Annotated in this window: 14 protein-coding genes; 9 read left to right on the forward strand and 5 right to left on the reverse strand. The window is 56.0% G+C overall.

The window, feature by feature from the left end; all coding sequences use genetic code 11:
* Positions 1 to 264 precede the first annotated feature (264 nt).
* The gene (locus CAUR_RS09295) at positions 265 to 3,408 is read left to right on the forward strand and encodes a clostripain-related cysteine peptidase (protein ID WP_012257646.1); all 3,144 of its coding nucleotides are present in this window, start codon (positions 265 to 267) and stop codon (positions 3,406 to 3,408) included.
* Between the two features lie 36 nt (positions 3,409 to 3,444).
* Entirely contained in the window at positions 3,445 to 4,704 is a 1,260-nt protein-coding gene (locus CAUR_RS09300; RefSeq protein WP_012257647.1) for a sensor histidine kinase, read from the forward strand.
* Between the two features lie 798 nt (positions 4,705 to 5,502).
* On the opposite strand, the gene CAUR_RS09305 is transcribed toward CAUR_RS09300, so the two are convergent.
* Both CAUR_RS09305 and CAUR_RS09310 read right to left on the reverse strand, forming a co-directional pair.
* The gene (locus CAUR_RS09305) at positions 5,503 to 8,019 is read right to left on the reverse strand and encodes a YbcC family protein (protein WP_012257648.1); all 2,517 of its coding nucleotides are present in this window, start codon (positions 8,017 to 8,019) and stop codon (positions 5,503 to 5,505) included.
* A gap of 42 nt (positions 8,020 to 8,061) precedes the next feature.
* Positions 8,062 to 9,645, reverse strand: a complete 1,584-nt coding sequence (locus CAUR_RS09310; protein ID WP_012257649.1) for a proton-conducting transporter transmembrane domain-containing protein — start codon at positions 9,643 to 9,645, stop codon at positions 8,062 to 8,064.
* 404 nt (positions 9,646 to 10,049) lie between these two features.
* Here CAUR_RS09310 and CAUR_RS09315 point away from each other — a divergent pair, with 404 nt between their 5' ends.
* The 4 genes from CAUR_RS09315 (at position 10,050) to CAUR_RS09330 (ending at position 14,412) form a co-directional block, all read left to right on the forward strand.
* Positions 10,050 to 10,931: a LysR family transcriptional regulator gene (locus CAUR_RS09315; RefSeq protein WP_012257650.1), complete on the forward strand. Its 882-nt coding sequence runs from the start codon at positions 10,050 to 10,052 to the stop codon at positions 10,929 to 10,931.
* 347 nt (positions 10,932 to 11,278) lie between these two features.
* Positions 11,279 to 11,611, forward strand: a complete 333-nt coding sequence (locus CAUR_RS09320) for a DMT family transporter (protein WP_012257651.1) — start codon at positions 11,279 to 11,281, stop codon at positions 11,609 to 11,611.
* A gap of 82 nt (positions 11,612 to 11,693) precedes the next feature.
* Positions 11,694 to 12,503 carry an FkbM family methyltransferase gene (locus CAUR_RS09325; RefSeq protein WP_012257652.1) on the forward strand — a complete coding sequence of 270 codons (810 nt, stop codon included), beginning with the start codon at positions 11,694 to 11,696 and terminating at the stop codon, positions 12,501 to 12,503.
* An 880-nt stretch (positions 12,504 to 13,383) separates the two neighbouring features.
* Positions 13,384 to 14,412, forward strand: a complete 1,029-nt coding sequence (locus CAUR_RS09330; protein WP_012257653.1) for an STAS domain-containing protein — start codon at positions 13,384 to 13,386, stop codon at positions 14,410 to 14,412.
* Between the two features lie 110 nt (positions 14,413 to 14,522).
* Here the strand turns inward: CAUR_RS09330 and CAUR_RS09335 are convergent, their stop codons facing one another.
* Positions 14,523 to 15,941, reverse strand: coding sequence for an MFS transporter (locus CAUR_RS09335; protein WP_012257654.1), 1,419 nt, complete (start codon positions 15,939 to 15,941; stop codon positions 14,523 to 14,525).
* A gap of 129 nt (positions 15,942 to 16,070) precedes the next feature.
* Between CAUR_RS09335 and CAUR_RS09340 the strand changes: the two genes are divergently transcribed.
* Together CAUR_RS09340 and CAUR_RS09345 are read left to right on the forward strand one after the other, a co-directional pair.
* On the forward strand, positions 16,071 to 17,045 hold the full coding sequence (locus tag CAUR_RS09340; RefSeq protein WP_012257655.1) for a sodium-dependent bicarbonate transport family permease: 975 nt from the start codon (positions 16,071 to 16,073) through the stop codon (positions 17,043 to 17,045).
* Positions 17,046 to 17,062: 17 nt separating this feature from the next.
* Complete coding sequence (locus CAUR_RS09345; RefSeq protein ID WP_012257656.1) at positions 17,063 to 17,380, forward strand: P-II family nitrogen regulator; 318 nt, start codon at positions 17,063 to 17,065, stop codon at positions 17,378 to 17,380.
* A gap of 276 nt (positions 17,381 to 17,656) precedes the next feature.
* Here CAUR_RS09345 and CAUR_RS09350 read toward each other — a convergent pair whose 3' ends face one another.
* Entirely contained in the window at positions 17,657 to 18,694 is a 1,038-nt protein-coding gene (locus tag CAUR_RS09350) for a gluconeogenesis factor YvcK family protein (protein WP_012257657.1), read from the reverse strand.
* Between the two features lie 842 nt (positions 18,695 to 19,536).
* Here CAUR_RS09350 and CAUR_RS09355 point away from each other — a divergent pair.
* The gene (locus tag CAUR_RS09355) at positions 19,537 to 20,112 is read left to right on the forward strand and encodes a DUF3267 domain-containing protein (protein ID WP_012257658.1); all 576 of its coding nucleotides are present in this window, start codon (positions 19,537 to 19,539) and stop codon (positions 20,110 to 20,112) included.
* Here CAUR_RS09355 and CAUR_RS09360 read toward each other — a convergent pair.
* The gene (locus CAUR_RS09360) at positions 20,055 to 21,338 is read right to left on the reverse strand and encodes a glycosyltransferase family 4 protein (protein ID WP_012257659.1); all 1,284 of its coding nucleotides are present in this window, start codon (positions 21,336 to 21,338) and stop codon (positions 20,055 to 20,057) included. The genes CAUR_RS09355 and CAUR_RS09360 overlap by 58 nt on opposite strands.
* Positions 21,339 to 22,122: the final 784 nt, after the last annotated feature.

The following is a 22,122-nucleotide window of genomic DNA, read 5'->3' on the forward strand; positions in this document are numbered from 1 at the left end:
TTCGCGGCTAAATAGAACATGGTTGCTAGTATATCTGATAGGAAACTGAAAAAGATCGGTCAGAAGGTGGAATGTCGCAGGCCTGTCAAGGTTCTTCACGAGAAGGCACTGGCCGTGTTCAGTCCGTTTCATTTGCTCTATCACAACATTGCTTTGGCGGTAAGTGAAGGCATTCACCAGATGTAACCTTTTTCCTATATCCAACGTATTGATAGCGTGCTACAATGCGAACGTATCTGCGTATCGTTACGGAGAAACAGCCCTATGACAGCACGTGTCGTCGCGGTAAGCGGCTCCCTTGCGGGTCGCTCTATTCCGCTCGGTGACATTCCAATGACCTTCGGTCGTGCCCCCGAAAACACGGTCGTCATTGCCAGTCAGCGTGCATCCCGTCGGCATGCCGAGATTCGACGTGAAGGCGGTGTATATCTTCTGATCGATCTGGGAAGTTCCAACGGTACTTTTCTGAATGGTCAACCTGTTCAACGCCAGATATTACGCAACGGCGATACATTTACTATCGGTGACGAGAGCTTTCGGTTTGAAGAATTAGCTGTCGGCCTCGATCCGACGGTGCCGATCGGCTCATCACCACCCGCGACGCCACCGGCTGCGCCCGGCTGGTCGGCGCAACCACCGCCCGCGACGCCACCGGCTGCGCCTGGCTGGTCGGCGCAACCACCGCCCGCGACGCCACCGGCTGCGCCTGGCTGGTCGGCGCAACCACCGCCCGCGACGCCACCGGCTGCGCCTGGCTGGTCGGCGCAACCACCACCCGCAGCACCGCCATCTGATGGTGGTTTTCGCTTACCACCCACCCCACCACCTGTTGCCCCACCCCGACCACAACCTCGTCGCTTTCCAATCTGGTTACTGATAGGTGGATTGTTTACCTGTATCATTCTGGCCGCAGCCGTGGCCGGTGGGGTCATGTTCCTAAACCGTGGTGGAACAATTGCCGGTGGTGGTAACAATACGGATAACAGTGGTGGGAGCAATATTGTGAACACGTCGCCCACCACGGCACCGCCAACCGCGCCCACTCGCGAGCCACCACCTGATGCTGCCGAATGGACAATTCTCGTCTACCTTGATGGCGATAATAACCTGGAAGCTGATGCCATTGACGATTTTCTCGAAATGGCACGAGTAGGATCGACGGAGCAGGTTCATATTGTTGTCCAAATGGATCGCATTCGCTCGCCGGAAACGTGGGACGATGAGCGTTACAATAATTGGGATGGATCGCTGCGCTTCCGGGTGGAGAGTGGTATGGAGCCTGATCCGGCAAATGCGCTCGCTGATATTGGTGAGCGAAACATGGGCGATCCGGCGACACTGACCGACTTCCTGATCTGGGGGATTGAGACCTATCCGGCGCGTCGCTACGCGATCATTCTCTGGGATCACGGTGCATCGTGGTTGGGCATTGCTAGCGATGATACCGATGGTGATGTGTTGAACTTGCCTGAGATTAGCTCGGCGTTGCAAAATGCGCTGGAACGCACGCAGATCGGCGGTTTCGAGCTGATCGGGTTTGATGCCTGTCTGATGGCGCAGATTGATGTATTACAAACGGTGGCACCGTATGGGCGAGTCGCAGTGGCTTCAGCCGAATTGGAGCCGAATAGCGGTTGGGCATGGGATGCCTGGCTCGAACAACTGGTTGCCAATCCGGCTCAGGATGGCGCGGCGATTGCACCGGTTATTGTGCAGACCTACATAGATTCGTTCAGAGACAGCCGTGCCGATGAAGTAACCCTCTCGGCATTCGATCTGACGCGCATCAATGATATTGTCAGGGAACTCGATGGCCTGGCACAAACACTCCAGCGTGATGTGGAGCAGAGCTATACTGCCATCGGCCAGGCTCGCTCTTTCACCAACGTCTACGCACCTGCCTACTCAGAGGATTTTAATGCTATTGATCTACCGCATTTTCTCGCCCTTCTCCCTCAGCAAGGTGCGAGTAGTGCTATCACGGAACAGGCGGGGCAGCTCTTGCGTACTATTGAATCAGCACGGTTGGCAAATGGCGTAGGCCGCTATCATCGTGAAAGCGGTGGTCTTTCGATCTACTTCCCGCAATTAGTCGATCTTTACGCTGAAGCCTATGAACGGGCGTCGCCATTACCACGGGCTACCGCATGGGAAGAGTTTCTGAACGCTTACTATCAGGCCGGTAATGTTGTTGTCCAGCGGCCAACCATCAGCGACTTGCTGATCAATCGAGAGGTAGTGAGTATTAATGAACCGGCCAGTCTCACCGGGACAGTTGCCGGGAACGATATTGCTTATGTCTTCCAGTTCATCGGCATTCCCAACGACCGTCGTGATACGGTCGATCTGATCCTGGTTGATTTTATCTATCCACCTGGAACGATTCCCGGTAACCAGGTTCCAAATTGGGACGCCGGCGAGTATAATATACGTCTGAACTGGGATGCGACGAGCTGGTATCTGAGCAATGGCAGTGACGTGATTGAGGTCTTACTCGGCCCAATCAAGTATGGTTCAGAGTTCTACGGCGTCGAAGGCATCTACACCTCAACGGCAACCGGAGAGCAGATCAACGCTGGTCTCATCTTTTCAATCCAGGGCAACGAAGCCCAACTGGTGCGCATCTGGGGCTTTCCCCGGGCTGCCGGCAAGCAAGAGCCACAGCCGTTCGAGTTAATCCCGCGCGCAGGTGACACCTTTACCGCCTATTATCGCTCGTACACCGATACCGGCAGCGGGTTGGAGGCGAATCGGTTCGAGGGTCAGACCATCACCTTCGGGGATGCGCCGATGAAGGCGCTACGCGGCCCCACACTCAACGGGAATTACGTGATGGGCTTTCTCGTGCGCGACATTTCCGGCAATTATCACTATGATTACGTGGATGTCACTGTAGACAATACCGGTGTTCCGGTTGATTCGGGTAACGTTGTTGTGCCAACACCCGGGACATCGCAGGCCGGATTCCAACGCTATGAAGGCACATTAGGCTTTACCATCGACTACCCGCAGGAGTGGCGAGCATTTGATACTGGTGATGATCGTATCATCTTCTCACACCGCGAAAACGATGACGGTGTATACGTTGTTGTGGATGTATATAAGTTTATAGACAGCGACCCGGCTGTCGCTACCCGTACCCTGATGGAAGAACTTAAACGGCTGGTCGAGCAAAATGGTGAGTTACGTGTCGATACAACCGATTTTCGTGCTGCCGGCATCGACGGTCTGAAGATCGAGTATGTCTACCCCAATCAGCGGGGTGGCAACAGTTATGTGGTCGCAATCGTGGTCACCAGTCCAAATACCGGCTGGACATACCTGGTCATGTTTGAAGCACCAGAGGAGAATTTCGACCGTCAACTCGATCTCTTTAATCAGATGCTTAACAGCCTCGTAATAGGGTAGTTCAGGCCAGACTACGCAGCGAGGAAGGAACGAACCGTGGGGGGGCGCAATCAACGTGAACTTGGTGGAAGGCAGGCAGAGAAGACGACGCCAGATATTCTGGAGCTACGCGCCTGTCTTCGGATGGGGGTAGCAGGCGGCTATACCCCAGCGGCTCTTATTCAACTGGCACAGGCATTAAGCTATGCCACACTGAGCGAAGGCGGTTCGGTGTTAGTGGCAGGTGCCGGTGGTGGTCATTGGGCAGATCTGGCACTCCAGGATATCCATCTACCGGTTCAGCGCAGCAATCTGGTTACGCGCGGCAAAGGGGTGGCGCTTATCGGTTTAGGACCACGCTATGGTTACGCATTGGCCGCGATCCCGATGGAACCACTCGAAGGCGATGCCGATTTGCAGTTGCACGATGCACATTGGAGTTGTGCGCCAGAAGATTTGCTGGCAATTGGTGAATTGCTCGATGGGGCCATTCCAATGATGCAGCGCGCTGCACTCCTGCGACTCCAACCTCCACCATCCAGCATCCTCTTGCAGATTGCTAACCAGGCACTCGATTTTGCGGCACGCCAACATATCACGCTCGCCCTGGCCAACCGCTCTCTGAGCGAGCGTTTACGGAACCACGAGGATCAAACGCGCATGGTCGTACACGATATGCGGGCACCGCTGCATACGCTGCTGATTAGTCTGAAAGCACTTGAGCGACAGGGGTTTGATGCCGGTGCTCGCCAGGAGTTGCTGGAAGTTGCCCGGGAAAGTTCCAATTATCTGCTTGGCCTTATCGATACCGTGCTTGATACGGCGCGTCTGGAGACCAGTAGCTGGGCTTTGCAATTACAGCCGACCAATCTGGTTACTCTGATTAAGACGGTGTGTGAACCGTTCCGACAACTGGCGCATCCCGATCAACCGACAGTACGGGTGGAAATACCGGTAGAGTTGCCGACAATTGTGCTGGATAGCCATCTCATTGAGCGGGTGATTGCCAATCTGGTCTCGAATGCGATCAAGTTTACACCAGCAGGTGGTGAAGTCAGGATCATGGCTCAGCTCATCAACGATGGTCATACGGTTGAGATTCGGGTCAGTGATACCGGTTATGGGATACCACCCGAAGCGCAACATCATATCTTTGAGCGCTTCTATCAGGCTCGCGAACATGATCGGCGCCGTGGTACCGGGTTGGGTCTCTATTTCTGTCGGCTTGCTATCGAAGCGCACGGTGGCAGCATTGCGTTAGAGAGTGAAGTAGGGCGCGGGAGTACGTTTATTGTGCAGTTGCCGGTGGGAGAGTAGGTTGGTGGGGAGGAGGAAGTAGGAGATAGGAGATAGGAGATAGGAAATAGGGGATAGGGGGATAGGAAGTAGATTAGGTAGGGAAAGTGGGGTATTCCTGTGTATATTTGGGTAGCTCAGGCAAGAGCCTGGGCTACTTTGTTCTGTTTGTGGCCTGGCGGGGGGGGCAACAGTTGGTGGAACCATCTCCTTATACCAAAATCCTGACCAATTCTGGGCCTTATCACTGCGGCTATCAATACTCAGCCCCTGCGCTGGATTTTCAGCGATGCACCGGTGCAGTTCGATCTGAGGCGGAATTCCAGCCCGCGTTGATGCTTCCCCGTTACCAGGGTCACGTACCGGCAAGGGAGGCCGCTGCAACTCGTGCCGGATCGGGAGCGCGACTGCTGCGGCAGCCACGCTGCCGCACTCCATATCACGCGACACGGGCAATCCAGTCTGGTAACGGTATCCTCTCCGAAACGTGATGCTATCGCGTGCGCAAGGGGAATGCTGGTTCGGCGTATCCGCGCTCAGGTATGGTGCCAGGGGGATCGTTGGATCGCGTCTCAGGAACGCTATTCCACCAGATTTGATAATACGCGGTGTGTTCTTGCAACTGCGGGAGCTGTGTTTTCGTAGCCATCGTGCAACAGTGCCAATTCTGTATCATCAACGACTGACAGCTCCTCACGCTGCTACCGTAGGAGCGTGAGAAGCTGTGGAGTCAGGCAGGCGGTATGTTCTGGTGTGATGACGCACAGTTTCGGCTACGAGGTAGTATTGCTCGCTGCATACCGTGCGCCGGATAGAGCACTATACCGGTTCCCACTGAAGATTGCCGGCGTACTTGTGGGTGACGACTCCCCGATCATCAAGGGCAAACAGGTAGAGCCAGCCGTTATCGAGCAGTTGCCGCACCTGCTCGTGTTTGGCGATGATGGCTGTCATCGCCGGGATGGGGGCTTCAATCAGCACGTGGAGCCGCATCGGTTCGTGGACATAATTTTCTCCGTCGTGCACTGACTGCCAGGGTAATCCAACCCGTAAGTCACCGGCATTGCCCTCAAGTACGCCGAGTGTGCCGACAACGTTGTGTAACGTTTTGTTGCCACTGCCGAACAACCGGTTATCGACGGTCGAGCCGTAGTACTGGAGGTTGATCCAACTGGCCACAATCATCGGTGCCGTCATGATCAGCTCCAGGACGCTGAAGTCGCTGTCTTGCTGCCAGGTGTACGAGTGAAGGAAGGAACGGCCATCGAGTTTGATCCCGGCAGTGCGATCCCGTGGTGCGGCAATAAATGCTGCACAGCCGGCCAATCCCCATTCGGGTCGTACCTGCGACCAGTCTTTGCTGCGCTGACGCACTTGCCGATCAATGTCGGCCTTGCGATCAATCTTGAGCAGGGCTGCACGCTCGGCACGTGCCAGGCGACCGGCGGCAGCCAGGTCGGCCTCTAACCGCTTGAGATCGTCGGCATGGCTGGCCGGGATCATGTGCTTATCGAAGATGGTGATGTCGTCGGTGGTAGTGTCGTGCAGGGCGGCCACAAACACGGTGTCGTCTGGAATGACGATCCCCTGCTCCTTGAGTTTGGTCCGTACTGCCGGATCGTTCAGAATACGCACAGCGACCCGCACATTCGCTTCACCGGTATGACCACCACAGGCACCACAATCGAGGCCGGTGGCGTGCGGGTTGTTGACCGTTGTTGAGCCATGGCCGGCCAGTAAGACAATGCGGGCGAAGTTGTCGGTCAGCGACATTGCCTTGAGCGCACCGGCGGCGGCAGCGACCCGCTGTTCCAGCGTCATGCCGGTAGGTCGGTCGCCGATCAAGCCCGGTTCAAGAATGGGGGCCACGTGCTCGCGTGTGCGGGCATCGAGACCAAACTGGGCCGGGTGTGGCACCGGACGGGTGATGCCGAGCGTATCCAGCACCAGCTTGCGCAGATACGCCAGTCCCACCGGGCCAACGAAGCCGAAACAGGAGATCGGGGCGAACTTGAACATGCGCCATGCCTTGGCAACCCGTTGCCTTAGAGCGCGTCGCTCTATGATCTTTGCCACTTCGTCTGTCGATGCACCATCCACTGCTTCCGCGATCACAAACTGAGGTGTCAACAATACCGGACACTGGGCACCGCCGTGGACTTCAGCCAGTGGCACATACTCGATGGGAAAGCCGAAGAAACCGGCGAAACCGATGGTTTCAATGTCATCGGTGGTGGTTTCAAGCGCACGTCGAAAAATTTCAGAACGTACATCGATGCAGAATGCCGCCTGCACTCGCTTGCGCTGTGGGGTCGTTGCCGGTCTGGCAGTGCCGAGACGGGCAAACAATTGGCGTTGATACGACTTCTCGAAGGCACGCTGGAGCAGTATGTTGCCGGCCAGCGCATACCGGGCTGTTTCCGTCAGTTGTTCGTTACTCAGTTCAGGCTTGCATTTGTGCCACGCCTCGGCGACACCCCGGTCGGCAAAACTATGCCAGAGTGCAACTTCCCACACCAGACGGATTGCCAGCAGGTCGGTCAGCGTGTGATCCTCACCGCCGTAGAGTTCTGCATCCCAGCGCAGGTAGCGGGCATAGCTGGCCCAACCGTGAATCGTCAGTAACAGTCGGTGCAGATAGGCTTCCAAACCTTGTTCAGGGATGTTGAGCATCTTCACCGCAGTGACAATCGTCTCAAGCGCTGTTTCAGGTAGTTCGCGGAGCGCCCGGCGCATGCCATGCACACCACGTGCCTGCGCAGTGCGGTCGTGAGCGGCCTCGGCCCGCCAGGCAGCATAAGCCGGCAACTGCGCCCACGGTGAGCGCCAGTAGGATTGACCCAGATCGAAGTATGCGCCGGCCCAGGTGGAGATTGCATCGGTGACGAAATCTGCCCAATTGATACCGGTAACAGTGGTCGCGACATCAGCAATAGTAGGCAGTGGTGTCGTTGCCGGGTCGGGATCTTTGCTGAATGCGAACTCCTTCAGCGCAGCGACGCTTGCCGGGGCCGGAGAGGGCAGCTTCTCGTCAGCAATTGCCGCAGCAAGATCGGCATCGGTGATGCGCCCACTCTTGATGGCCTGGGCGTAAAAGTCGCGGGGTGCCGTCATACGGGCATCTGTTCGCCGGGCCAGCAACTGCGCAGCATCGGCAAAGGTGTGATCGATCAGCCCCAAATAGGGATTGACTGCCACGAAGTAGCGTAATGGCCATAGCGGAGCAATCCGCTGTTCGGCGCGCTTTGTTGCCGCGATAACCGCATCAATCGTCAGGTCGCGGATTGGCTTCGTGGTCACCAGTAGCGAGCGAAGCTGCGTTTCAATCATGGTCATTGGTATTACCTCCATTGCAAGCGAGTAATCCCCATTCAACGATTAACGGGCCAGGCGAAACGTATCGATGAAGCGGTCAAACAGCGTGTTAGCGTAGAAACCATTCTTGAGATGGACGTAGAAGGTGCGCCAGGCCGGACGATCCTTCAGGATCGGCAGGTAGACGCTGAGGATCATTACCAACGCAAACGCGATCACCGACACAATCACCATTGTGAAGGTAGTCGGATCAAGTGGTGGGTAGACAGCAACCGCCGAACCGAATATGGCTTCAGCGACAACTTCGAGGATGAAAAAGGCGATGGTGACCAGGGTTGCCATACCAATGGTGCGACTCGCAACGTACAGCGGGGCCTGGCCGGTCGTGCCTTTGACAATCAGATAGGCAACCGCGATCATAAAGATCGTGATCATTGCGGTCTCGGCGGGGCGTTTGGTGACATCAATCCCCAGTGCTGTCGCGACTGCCAGGAAGATGGCGATTGCCAGCACGATATTCACCAGCAACTGCAACGGATTGGGGACTTTGTCGAGTTTCTGGATGCCGGTATTGCGCACGTATTCAATAATGCTGCCCGACGACAGGAAAGCGTGCGCCTTGTAACACGAGTGGGCGATCAGGTGCATAATCGCTACTGTGTGCGCGCCAAACCCACACAGCATCAGCATAAACGCCATGTGTGCAGCACTGGAATAGGCCAGCGAGACCTTCACGCTGCTCTGAGTAATCATTGCCGATGAAGCGAAGATGGCGGTAAAGCCACCAATCACGATCAGCAGGATCAGTGCCGGGGTGGAGAGAAACACCAGTTCACCGAAACGGACAACCAGGAAGATGCCCGCATTCAGCAGACCGGCGTGCAGCAGTGCTGAAACCGGCGTAGGTGTCTCCATCACCTCAAGCAGCCAACCGTGGAAGGGAAACATCGCCGATTTCAAAGCTGCGGTTATGACAATCAAAATGGCAGCGATGGCTGCTCCGGTTGGGATAACGCCTGTGGCAAGAGCTGAGGCAGCGGCAGCCCGGATCATGCCGATGTCGGTCGTGCCAAAATCCGAGGCAAGGAGAACTGCCGCAATGATAAGGCAGATGTCTCCGATCCGCGCTACGACAAACTTCTTGCGGGCGGCCCGGATGGCGCGTGAGCGTTCGGGGTAGAAGACCAGCAATTCGTGCAGGGCAAGACTGGTACCAATCCAGGCCAGCACCAATTGCCAGAGATTGCCGGATGATACCATCAATAACACTGTACCAATTGTTAGATAGAGACGAAGAAAAAACACCTTCTGGCGTGGATCACCATCGAGGTAATTACGGCTAAACTGGATCAAGAGCGTACCCAGCAAGATGACCAACCACGACATTACGACACTCAGTGCGTCAAACCTGGCGACAAACCCGATCTCACCAACACCGATGGTTGGGCTTACTATTGGCCCAGAAGTAAAGACAACAATCCCAATACCGAGGAGGATCAAAAATGAACCGATCCCGATCAGCCGTCCGATCTGAAATGTCAGATGAGTCGACGGCAACAGATTGATGGCCGCGAGCAAGGCCACGGCCATCAACAACAGTGGTGGGAGATACCCCAACAGCGCCAGGTTACTGACCAACACGTCCATACTGTCGTTCCCTCCTTCACAATATACTCGACATCTCGATAGTAGCATGTGTTAAATAATCAGTAAAATATATGTATCTGTATAAAACGTTCTACTAAGAAGAACGTTTGATAACCTGCTCTGACCATCATCGGGATGGTATAACCAGGCTTTCAAACATTCCTGCGCAGCGTGGAGTAGCCAGGGAGGGGGCAGGCGACACGATTCTGAAATAGATTGCACCATCTCCCTCTCAGTCGTGGTGCATCCGCAACGATACGTCGGTATGTGGTTGTCAGGTTCTTCCTCGATCATGAGTGACGCATTGCCACCTTCATCACCGGCGAATCACCTGCTACCCAGCGGTGGTATATTGGTAGCATCTGGCAAGAACGAGAGCATGTACCAATACGAGACCTGGCAATATGCTGAACTACCATCACCTCCGATATTTCTGGATCGTGGCTCATGAAGGTAATCTGACGCGGGCCGCTCGTAAACACAACATTGCCCAGTCTGCGCTTTCGATGCAGATCAGCGCGCTCGAAGAGTATCTGGGCCAGCCACTGTTTGAGCGTGCCGGTCGTCGTCTGGTGTTGACCGAAGCCGGTCACATTGCGTTGGACTTTGCCGACGCGATTTTTGCCAAAGGTGACGAACTGCTCGGTACCTTTGGCCGGCTGGCAGAAGCACACCAAAAGGTCTTGCGGGTTGGTGCGCTGGCAACCTTATCGCGCAATTTTCAAGTGGGGTTTTTGCGTCCTTTGTTTGCCGATCCCGAAATTACCGTGATTGTCCGTTCCGGCACGCTGGACGAGCTACTTGGGAGTCTGAAGCTCTACGATCTGGATATTGTGCTGGCAACCGGTGTTCCCAATCGCGACCACGCTACGCCGTGGATTGTCCATATCATCGATACGCAACCGGTAGGGCTGATTGGACAGCCGCGATCAGATCGGTATCAGCAACCTCTGGAGGTATTGCTCCAGCGTGAACCGCTTATCGTGCCATCACCGGAGTCTACGATTCGCACCGGCTTTGATGCGCTTGTTCATCGGCTAGGTATTCGCCCTCGTATCGTGGCTGAAATCGACGATATGGCGATGATGCGTCTTGTGGCGCGTGAACACAACGGATTAGCAGTCATTCCACCAATCGTCGTGACAGATGAGTTGCGCAGCGGGATGCTGGTGGAATACGCTGAACTGCCAGAGCTTGTCGAGACCTTCTGTGCGATTACCATGCCACGGCGCTTTCCCAATCCTCTGCTGCGGTTGGTGCTACCCGGACACACAACACCGGAATAACTGTCATTCTGACCGATTATCATTAACCCAAGTTGCTACCTTTGTCACCACAGAGGCACGGAGGACACAGAGGATGGGGATAACCGGAATTGCTACCCTGAGACGTGCGTGAAAGAGCGCGTCTATAGGAACCGGCTGCTATTCAAATCGTTCATACAGGTACGTCGCACATTACTGTGCGCAGCGTCGTACCGTTCATCCTGGTAGTCAGCCTCACGTGGCCTGTTCACAGCATAGGTGGCAACCTGGGTTATGAAACTATATTGTGGATGCATCAACAGCACCGTAGCGGCATATTTGTCTATCCTGTCCTGTATTGAATGCCATGAACACTGTGGAGAACCATCATGAAATACTGGCTCTACCTGATGCTGGCAATTCTGACCGAAGTTGTGGCTACCTCAGCGCTCAAAGCCAGCGCCGGCTTTAGCCGTCCCTTGCCATCACTGATCGTTGTAGCGGGCTATGCAATCTCGTTTTACGCGATGTCGCTGGCGCTGGAGGCAATACCCGTTGGCATCGCTTATGCAGTCTGGTCGGGAATCGGGATTGTGCTGATCACGGTTGCGGCCTGGTTCCTGTACGGCCAGCGGCTTGATGTATGGGCACTCATTGGGATTGGGTTCATTATTGTCGGGGTGGTTATTTTGAATCTTTTGTCAAAAGTTGAGGTGCGCTAATAAACTAATGTTTATTGATTTCGATCATCACAACTGCTAGAATGACAGTGTTCAATAGCAGATCAATCGTTCCGGCACTGTGATGAAACTAACCGTTTTACAGCAGGCGATCAGGCTTTTGGCCTACCGGCGCATGTTTCTCACCAATCTCACGCCGGTTGATCAGGTACGAACCCTGATCCGTCAGCTCCATCCACTGACACCCCCGACACCCTTCATCCGGCTCGGCCCTGCCGGCGATGGTGGATACCTCGTACCTGACGATCTGGCAGGAATTACCACCTGTTTCTCGCCTGGGGTGGGTGGAATTGCCGGTTTCGAGCACGATTGCGCGAACCAGGGAATGACCGTCTTTATGGCAGATGCCTCAGTTGACGGGCCACCATCGCATCATCCGGCATTTCGCTTCTGTAAGCGCTTTATCGGCGCATTGACCGACGAGCAGTACATCACATTAGACGATTGGGTGCAGCAATCGCTGCCGGCAGGCAATACTGGCGATCTCTTGCTGCAAATGGACATTGAGGGATCGGAGTACGAAGTACTGCTGGCAACACCGACCGACCTGCTCCGCCGGTTTCGGATCATCGTGATCGAGTTTCATTATCTGGATCAGTTGTGGAATAAGTTCTTCTTCCGGGTTGCCGGTCGGGCAATCGCGAAACTGCTCCAAACCCATGCCTGTGTTCATATCCATCCAAATAATCAGCGTGGTGCGATGACGCTGAGTGACATTACTATTCCCCGTACCATGGAATTTACATTTCTCCGCCGAGATCGGTTAACCGGTGAGCACTATCGCCGTGATTTTCCCCATCCCCTCGATCACACGAATACGGCTCGTGATGGGCTTTCGCTGCCGAAGTGTTGGTATGGAGGAGATAGGAGATAGAAGATAGAAGATAGAAGATAGAAGATAGAAGATAGAAGATAGAAGATAGAAGATAGAAGATAGAAGATAGAAGATAGAAGATAGAAGATAGAAGATAGGGGATAGGAGATAGAAGATAGATAGGGGATAGAAGATAGATAGGAGATAGGGGATAGATAGGAGATAGGGGATAGGAAGTAGGAGGTAGATTAAGTAAGAGTATTGGTGCAGGTGATGGGAAGTGATTTCATGTGTTTAGTGAAGAGTGATCCTCTGGATTGTGCCCTTGCCTACGCGGGAATGCATGAGTTGGGTGGTTGTGCAAGTGAAACAAACTAACCCATCTGCTATTGCTACCCGTGGCCTGTTCTCCATTCATACCTTTTCAGCAATTGAAGACGATTTCTAAAACGGCATGAACACTGGTAGCCGGGTGTTTATGCCTCGTGGTTGTGCCGGGATTTGGCGATACCTGATAGCGTGCCGGCGTCCGCCAGTCGTACTCTGGGTATGAAGGCCGCCGTTGTGGGTACCGCGTACATTGTCCGAAGCGATGGACGAGCCGGTTAGAATGTCTTCCGATTCCCAACATTCCATCCCCAACTCCACAACATATTTCTCCTAAATGTACTCCTCGTGTGATACAATTCCAGGCCAGACAATACACAACGACAGTGAAGGGTTTCTGGCTTGCCCAACTGTTTGACCTACGCACCAGAACATATTCCCAGCAACACTTTCCGATAGTCAGTTGGCAAGAGAGTGTGACTTCTGGATTGCGAGCGATTTTCATCGTATGAGCGCGCCATCAGCATCGTTTGGTGCGGGCAGATTTGCCATTGATTCGGTGGCTGATGAACTGCAACCTGCTCCCGACCCGTAGTGTGGCAATGGAGGAAGTATGCAAACCTCACAGTCGCTCCTCGATCAGTTTTTTCGCCAGATTGCACGCAGTATTGCCTTGGGGATCGGAGTGATTGCCGCCGTCGTTGTGCCGATTGAACTCATCAGTTTTGTGCTGACAAACAACACCTTGCTGGCGATTGCGGCGGCGATCAGTACAACAATAGGGATCGGGAGCGGGTGTACGGTATTTTTGCTGGATCGGGGACAACCGCTCTGGCAGGGTATTTTGCCTTTTGCAGTCCTGATCGTGGTTGCCGAGATCATGGTTGCGCTCTGGCTGCCAGAACTCTACGTTTCTGCAGCGCCGTTTATTGTGGTTGCGATTCTGCTGGCCAGCCTGATCAATCGGCGGGTATTTACTATTAGCGTTCTGGTGATCTGTATTGTGGTAACGGTGGTGCTGCTGCTCATCAGTCAACCGGCTCCTGAAGCGAAAATTCCTGCCCCGATGTTTAGCTTTTTGCAGGCCAGCAGTCTTGCAGCGCTGTTTGTTGCGGTCTGGATATTCCTTGATCGGATTATCGCCGCGCAGATGCAGGCGTTGCAGATCGCCGATCAGCGGGCCGACGATGCAGAAGCGGCCCGTCAACAAACCGAACTGGCACGTCAGGAGGTTGAACGACGGGCCAGCGAACAACAACGTCTGCTTGAACTGGTAGCAGTACTTGAACTGCCGATTTTGACGATAGATGATCGGGTGCTGCTGGCACCGTTGGTCGGTAACCTCGACAGCCGACGGGCCGATGCGTTACGGCAGCGGGTGCTTGAGCGGCTCGCCGAACTGCGTGCTCATACAGTTATCATTGACATTACCGGTATTACGGTGATAGATACTGCGGTGGCGAAGGCGTTGATCGACACGGCTACCGCGATCCGTCTGCTCGGTGCGCGCACGATTATCAGTGGGATTCGTCCGACAGTCGCGCAGACGCTGGTTCATCTTAACACTGGTCTCCACGAGATCACGACTGCTCCCAATCCTGAAGCGGCGCTTAGACTTGCCCGTCCGGCGGTGATGATCTGAAGTCTGCGGTCTTCGTTAGGTGGAAAACGGCGCAAACATTGTTGGGTGGAAAACCCGCAATGTTTGCGCCAGACAGACGCCACGTTGGTCTATGGTTTTCAGTCGGGACGTTATCCTGGTCGCCGGCGCAATGCCAGTTTGGCCAGGGTTTCGGCGTGGCTGGCCTTCGTAATCGGGTAGAAGGCGGTCAGGATCATGCCACTGATCAGAATGAGCGTGGGTAAGGGGCCGATCAGCAGGCGGATCGCAAGTAGTGCGCTTTCGGGTTGCTGGCCAGGTTGCAGGTTTTCGTTGAAGCCGGCGAATTGCAAGGCCAGACCGACAAGAAATAATCCCAGCGCTAACCCCATCTTTTGCAGCAAAACCATAAAACCGTAGAACATCCCCTCGCGGCGCTGCCCGGTTTCAAGTTCGTCAAGCTCGATCACGTCGGGCATCATGCTCCATGGAATGAGATAGGCTGTTGCTACCCCGGCACCGGCAATCACACCCAGGATGATTGCCAGGTCGAGTTGTTCAGGTTGCAGGAAGAAGAGAAATGCCTGTACTCCGATCCAGATCAGGCTGCCGATCATGTAGACGGCTTTCTTGCCGATGCGACGGCTAACCGCGCTCCAGATAAAGAGGAAGAGCAACGCTGAACCCTGTACGGCAAAGAGCATGATGGGGATGACATCCTGGACGGTATTGAAGGTCAGGCCAAAGCTGGTACGGGGAAATTGGGGCACACTGCCCAGCCAGAAGACGATGAAGAAGGTCAGGACGCTGGACGTGACCTGGACGGCCAGCCAGGAGAACATGTAGATACCAACGACGAAGAGAAAGGGGCGGTTTTTGAACACATAGCGAATCTGATCCGGTAAGCTCAGTTCGGCACTGCCGGGTTCTGGTTCGTAGCGTTCACGAGTACCGAAGAAGCACCAGAGAAACGGTAGGGCAATGATGACACCGGTGATTGCACCTGAGACCAGATAGCCGGTTTGCTGATCGGTAAATTGACCGACAATGATTTGATGTAAAATGCCGCCGAGCAGGCTCCCACCGATGCTGAAGGCAAAGCGATACGAATTGAGCGAAGTTCGCTCATCATAATCACGGGTCAGTTCTGGGGTAAGCGCCGTATATGGTACATTCACCACGGTAAAGGCGGTATCGAAAAGCAGGGCAATCGCGAGGTAGTAGATAAACTTGCCGGTCACGTCAAACGGGGGTACCACCCACTGCAAAAAGAAGAGGACACCAAATGGTACGGCACCGAACAGCAGCCATGGCCGCCGCCGTCCCCAACGGGTCTGCGTTTTATCGGTGAGCCAGCCGATGATAGGATCGTTGACAGCATCCCAGATTTTCACGACCAGCAGCACTGTCCCGGCCAGGCCAGGGGGGAGGCCGGCGATGGTGGTGAGAAAGTAGAGCTGGAAGAAAGAGGCGATGATGGTGGCGATAGCCGGGCCGAGATCACCAGCGCCGAAAGCAAGACGGGTTGCAAGCGGCAAACGCTCTGAACGTGCCGACGTCGAGGCGGCCATAGGGAACTTCTCCTCTGGGTGCAAAAAGGCGACCGATGCCTCATATTGTAGCATTACTCGCCATGTTACGCGAGATGGTACGATAACGGAGATAGGTTGAGCAGACTTGAAATCGATGTAAGGAGTCTTATGACCATCATTGAATTGTTGCAAGTCAACCTGCTGTCGCCGATGGTACTCGCCTTTGCGCTCGGTATCATCGCCACGCTGGTACGCAGTGATCTGAAACTACCCGATGAGTTGTACACGACGCTTTCCATCTATCTCCTGCTGGCAATTGGGCTGAAAGGTGGCGTGGCATTGGCCGAAACCAGTCTGGCCGTCTTTTGGGCACCGGCGCTGGCAACGCTATTCCTCGGCCTGATTATTCCAGTGTTTGCCTATAGCGTGGCCCGCAAGATTGGCAAAATGACCATTGCTGACGCAGCAGCACTTGCTGCTCACTACGGCTCGGTGTCGGCTGTGACGTTCGCTGCGGCACAGACCTTTCTTGACGCTGTAGGTATTCGTTATGAGGGCTTTATGCCGGCGCTGGTTGCGATTTTAGAGGTGCCGGCGATTGTGATTGCCCTGTTTATTGCTCAGGTGGCCGGTGGGCCGCAGGGGGGAGATTGGCGTGAGGCACTCCGTGAGTTGATCACCAGCAAGAGTATTTTGCTGCTCGTTGGTGGCATGATCATAGGTTGGTTGACCGGCCCTCGCGGCGGGAAAGAGGTTGCCCCGTTGTTTGTGGATTTATTTAAGGGTGCCTTGACCTTCTTTCTACTTGAACTGGGCATGGTGGCGGCCAGACGATTCCGGGATTTGCCCAGTGCTGGCCTGTTCCTGTTAGGATTTGGTATCATCATGCCAATACTCAACGGTCTGCTCGGAGTCTGGTTTGGCAGTCTTGCCGGTCTATCAGTGGGGGGCAGTACTATTTTGGGTGTCCTGGCGGCCAGCGCTTCGTATATCGCCGCACCGGCCGCAGTGCGTATTGCATTGCCCCAGGCCAATCCTGGATTCTACCTGACGGCGTCACTCGGGATTACGTTCCCGTTTAATCTGGCAATTGGGCTTCCACTCTACTACACGCTGGCGTTGTGGATTGTTGGTGGGCAATGATCTGGAAAGGTAACGCCATGGAATTGACAACCGTCAAGCTGGTTACCATTATTGCCGAGGCCGTGCTGGAGGATCGTCTGTTGCACGATCTACGTCATCTCGGTGCCCGTGGTTATACCGTTGGCACGGTGCGCGGTGAAGGAACACGGGGTATTCATGCCAGTGAATGGGAAGGGAAGAGTCTGCGTATCGAGACGCTGGTGAACGCTGAGGTGGCAGAAAAGATTTTGCAGCATCTGGCGACAGCGTACTTTCCGCACTTCGCCGTGATCGCGTATGCGATGGATGTGCAGGTGGTGCGTGGGGCGAAGTTTAAGGGGGGAGGGGGGAGATAGGAAATAGGAGAGAGGAGATAGGAAATAGGGGAGAGGAGAGAGGAGATAGGAAATAGGGGAGAGGAGAGAGGAGATAGGAAATAGGGGAGAGGAGAGAGGAGGGAGAAGGTAGGGGGTGGGGCAAGAGGCATGGGGGTGTGCTTGCGGTTCTGAGGCGGTCACCGGAACACCTGTTATGCGGATGGAGTGGGCATGCGCTGGTAATTGGAGAAAGCGTGCGGAAGTCTGGCTTCCGCACGCCAAACTGAGCGGCTGATGTCGCTGAGAGTCATCCGATCAGCCGGTCGCTTGATCGTGGCGATCAAGGGCGATCTTCCACAACGCCAGGCCAAGGGTTTGCGGATCGTGGCGAATGGTATCGGCCTTGTTCCACAGCTCACGTGGCCCTGGATCAGGTTCGGCCAGGTCGCGTACCAGTGGTTCAACGCCGAGCGCCCGGATGGCCTGTCGGTCAGTCTCAGTGACGATCAGCGGCGTGAGACCAGCGGCACTGTAGCGCGCTACGACTGCCGGATGCAACCCACTCGCATCGTTGATAAGTGCAACATCAAGCACACCGGGGCCGATCACGTCAACCAGGCGGGTTACGTGATCGGCGATGCTCATGCCATCGGTCTGGCCGGGTTGGGCGGTTGTGTTGCAGACGAAGACAATAGTTGCTGATGTTTCGCGTAGTGCGGTGACGATGCCGTCGAAGCAGAGCGTTGCCAGCAATGAGGTGTAGAAGCTCCCTGGCCCAAGCACCACCAGGTCAGCAGCCATGATCGCTTCCAGTGCAGGTGGATAGGCCGCTGCCGGTGGATCGAGGAAGAGGCGACGAATAGGCGGTTTGCCCAACGCACGCACTGCAATCTCTTCCTTCACGACTCGACCATCAATCAGCTCGGCGCACAGATGGGTATTGGTCGTTGCTACGGGAAAAACCTGTTCTGGACATCCGACCATCTGGCGGGCCAGAGCAACAGCCGCGGCAAAATCGCCTTCCATTTGGGCCAGACCACCCAGGATCAGGTTGCCCAGCGCCATGCCATCGAGTAAGGGCACTGCCGGACTGCGCAGGCGATGCTGCATCAGACGCGGTAGTATGGCATTAGGGTCGGCAGCAAGGGTCGCCAGCAGGTTGCGGAGGTCGCCGGGGGCGGGAATAGCGGCAATTGTCCGTGCGGCACCGGTACTACGACCCGAGTCGGTAACTGCAATCACGGCGGTGCGTTCGGCGAAGAAGGGACGGGTGCCGAGCAAGACCTGGGCACTACCGCCGCCGCCCCCAATGGCGACAATGCGAAGGGGTGGAAGGTTTGTCAGTTCAGCCATGCGTAACTCCTTACGGAATGGTGATCGGTGTGATAACGTCCATGAGCGATTGTAGCGCACGTGCTGCCAGGATGCAGCATAACACCTGTTGCCCAACATTGCCGGGCTGTTAGGTTACTTTTGCGCGAAGATGTGTATCGTTTGGGCGGAAGGGTCACTGGTGGGCCGTTAAGCGGCACTGCGTAGTGCCGAAGTGCCGGTTCAGCGTATGACCTGTGCGCTGTACTCAGAGGTGCTGTGCGACCCGCCCCACCCCATCCCGCCACCGCTGGGGGCGGGAACCGGCGGCGCCGTATGGCGCTCGCAGTCGAGGGATGGTGCAGGTGATGAGCGCGCCTCCGGCGCGTGCTCTCAGCGCTGCCGGTGAGTGAGCGGGAGGCGCGTGCTCCCAGGGCGTACCGACCCGCCCCCACCCTACCCCGCCACCGCTGGGGGCGGGAACCGGCGGCGCCGGATGGCGCTCGTAGTCGTGGGCCGGTGTAGGTGATGAGCGCGCCGGAGGCGCGCGCCCAGCGCTGCCGGTGAGTGAGCGGGAGGCGCGTGCTCCCAGGGCGTACCGACCCGCCCCCACCCTACCCCGCCACCGCTGGGGGCGGGAACCGGCAGCGCCGGATGGCGCTCGTAGTCGTGGGCCGGTGTAGGTGATGAGCGCGCCGGAGGCGCGCGCTCCCAACGCTGCCGGTGAGCGAGCGGGATGTGTTCGCTCCCAGGGACGTATCAGCACGTGTGTGCAGGTGAGTGGCTGGCGTGGCAAGATTGCTACCACACCAGATTTGATATGTTTCCTCTGTGATATGTGAAAGAGCTTTCGGTCATTGTGGACAATACGAGGTGATGTGTCTATGCAGCAACCTGATAACTATCAGCGCTTTGATCGCTCAACATCGCTGGAGAAAGCCAATCTGGTTGGTGGCTTGTTTGGTCTGATTCCGGCGATTGCCCTATTCGTCGGTCATCTGCTCTACAATGGTGAATTCACGTTGACTTTCAATCCGAATGACTGGTTTGGTATTATTCTGCTCATCATCATCGTGATCGGTGGTGTTTTGGTTCACGAATTGCTGCACGTTATCGGGTGGATGCTGGCCGGGCGGGTATCACTCTCGGCGATGAAGCTCGGCTTTGATCGCAAGACGTTAACCCCATATGCCCATATCCGTCAGGCACTTCCGATCAATGCCTATCGCTTCGGGACAATCCTGCCAGCCATCGTTCTCGGTTTGCTGCCGGGATTGATCGGCATCGTGAATAATCTTCCCCCGTATACCGCATTTGGCGTCTTCTTCACGGTTGCAGCAGGAGGCGATATGCTGATTTTGTGGTTGCTTCGTCGTGATCCGGCTCAGGCACTGGTGATCGATCATTCGGATCGGGTGGGTTGTGAGGTACTGATCCCAAACGAGAGCAACTCACGGTAGAGCTGAAGTGTTTGCGCAGCCACAATCGGCCAGTCGAAGGTCGAGCGCACGATCTTTTCGCTCTCGGCTCCCCAGGCTGGCCAGCGATCACGGGTGGCGAGGGCGGCCTGAAGCTGAGCGGTCAGGTCATCAACATCGCCGGGCTGTACCAGTAAGCCGTTACGCCCGGGAAAGACTTTATCGGGGATACCACCGATAGCGCTGGCGACAACCGGACGACGGTGGATCATTGCTTCCAGGGTGACCAGTGAGCTGCCTTCGTAGCGGGTTGGGTGAACGAAAAGATCGATCTCTTCGTAGAGGCTGTGCAGTTCCTCATCGTTCAAACGTCCGACAAACAAGGTGTGTTCAGCAATGCCGGCTGCCTGCGCCTGCTGTTCAAGCGCAGCACGCGCCGAACCATTACCAACTACTATCCAGCGCCAGCGGGGTGGTAGTTCGTTGCGCAGGCGGGCTAACGCAGCAATCAGAATGTCAAACCCTTTGTTCGGTTCGAGACGACCGACACTGAGCAGAATTGGATCACTACTTCCCAAACCAAAGCGAAACCGGAGCGCTGTACGCAGCTCACTTCGTACCTGAGCGAGGCATTCTTCGACATCAATCGCCGACGGAATGACGACGACCCGATCCGGATCGACCCGGAGGTAGTGGGGTATGTCGTCTTTCGTGCAGGCATCGGTGGCGATCACGCGGTCGGCCTGGCGATGACCATAGGCGTAGAGCCAGCGGAATGGCGCATACGCCAGCCATTTGCGTCGATCCGGCGTGCGAAATTCCTCCATGCCGTGCGGATTGGCAACAAAGGGAACGCTGCGGAGTAGCGTTATCCGATTGCGGGCAACCGCGTACCCAAAGGCACATAATCCCTGCGAATGGACGACATCGAAATCGCCGTGTTGCACGCGCCGGGCTGCCCGATGGCCGATCCGCCAACTGTAGATTGGAAAATTGATCTGGCGGCCAATCACGCCATTTGGGGCCAGCAGCGGTGAGGTATAGTCGTAGCGCAGTGTCTCGATGGCGTGCGGTTGGAGATCACCCTGTTCGGCGTTGTCTGGCGGCGATTGTACGTACAGGGTTACCTCAACTCCCAGGCGGGTCAGATATTTGGTGAGGTGGTAGACGTGACGCTCGATGCCACCGTAGCCGTGCAGAGGGAAGACGGCGCGAGCCAGCATCGCCACCCGGATAGGGCGGGGATGGTGTGGATGGGTAGCGTTCATGCGTGACGATCCTCCCTCAACTCAATCACATTATGTCAGGGCGATGATACCATAAGTTAGGCGCGGAGAAGTGGGGGGCGGATAAGTGGCAGGAATATCAGATCGTGATTGACACTGCGCACTATTCAGGTTGTCAGGCCTGTGTTAAGACCTCCACTAAGCGTACCTCTGGCCTGCCGCTGGCACCGAATATGCGGATAGCCGTGACTACCCTCCCCCGTCGTGACGATCCGTCGGGATCACCTGCATGATGGCTGGTTCCGTAGGGGCGGGTTCGGAACCCGCCCCTACGGACGGTGTATGCGCCCGTTTACGTTGCTCCTACCGGGCACGGTAAGGCTATCTTTCACCCGCCCCCGCTGGGGGTGGAAACCAGCGGGGACGGATGGTTCCCACTGGCGCAAGCCGGTTTAGACGAGAAGCAGGCAGGGAGCTACGTGTTGCAGGTGGCTAGCGAGCCGGAGGCTCGCGCTCCCAGGGTCTGACCTGCCCCCGCTGAAGTTGGGAACCGGCGCTGTCAGATGGCTCCCACTGGCGCAAACCGGTTTAGACGAGAAGCAGGCAGGGAGCTACGTGTTGCAGGTGGCTAGCGAGCCGGATGTTCGCGCCCCCAGGGGGCGATACATTGCGGAACACAGGTACGGTGGGCTGGTGCAGGTTTGGGGGGCGAGCCGGAGGCTCGCGCTCCCAGGCACCCTGCGGGACGCGGGGACAGTGGGCTGGTGCAGAGGGATGTGGTACCTTTTCCAGCCCATAGCGGCTCTAACCGTGCATTGTCAGGAGA

Origin of the sequence: Chloroflexus aurantiacus J-10-fl (assembly GCF_000018865.1) — a bacterium.
Taxonomy (GTDB): domain Bacteria; phylum Chloroflexota; class Chloroflexia; order Chloroflexales; family Chloroflexaceae; genus Chloroflexus; species Chloroflexus aurantiacus.

Coding starts and splice junctions, on each gene's coding strand:
- CAUR_RS09310 (WP_012257649.1), bottom strand. CDS start 9,645: ATGGACGTGTTGGTCAGTAACCTGGCGCTGTTGGGGTATCTCCCACCA.
- CAUR_RS09325 (WP_012257652.1), top strand. CDS start 11,694: ATGAAACTAACCGTTTTACAGCAGGCGATCAGGCTTTTGGCCTACCGG.
- CAUR_RS09355 (WP_012257658.1), top strand. CDS start 19,537: ATGCAGCAACCTGATAACTATCAGCGCTTTGATCGCTCAACATCGCTG.
- CAUR_RS09360 (WP_012257659.1), bottom strand. CDS start 21,338: ATGAACGCTACCCATCCACACCATCCCCGCCCTATCCGGGTGGCGATG.
- CAUR_RS09295 (WP_012257646.1), top strand. CDS start 265: ATGACAGCACGTGTCGTCGCGGTAAGCGGCTCCCTTGCGGGTCGCTCT.
- CAUR_RS09345 (WP_012257656.1), top strand. CDS start 17,063: ATGGAATTGACAACCGTCAAGCTGGTTACCATTATTGCCGAGGCCGTG.
- CAUR_RS09305 (WP_012257648.1), bottom strand. CDS start 8,019: ATGACCATGATTGAAACGCAGCTTCGCTCGCTACTGGTGACCACGAAG.
- CAUR_RS09350 (WP_012257657.1), bottom strand. CDS start 18,694: ATGGCTGAACTGACAAACCTTCCACCCCTTCGCATTGTCGCCATTGGG.
- CAUR_RS09335 (WP_012257654.1), bottom strand. CDS start 15,941: ATGGCCGCCTCGACGTCGGCACGTTCAGAGCGTTTGCCGCTTGCAACC.
- CAUR_RS09315 (WP_012257650.1), top strand. CDS start 10,050: ATGCTGAACTACCATCACCTCCGATATTTCTGGATCGTGGCTCATGAA.
- CAUR_RS09340 (WP_012257655.1), top strand. CDS start 16,071: ATGACCATCATTGAATTGTTGCAAGTCAACCTGCTGTCGCCGATGGTA.
- CAUR_RS09330 (WP_012257653.1), top strand. CDS start 13,384: ATGCAAACCTCACAGTCGCTCCTCGATCAGTTTTTTCGCCAGATTGCA.
- CAUR_RS09320 (WP_012257651.1), top strand. CDS start 11,279: ATGAAATACTGGCTCTACCTGATGCTGGCAATTCTGACCGAAGTTGTG.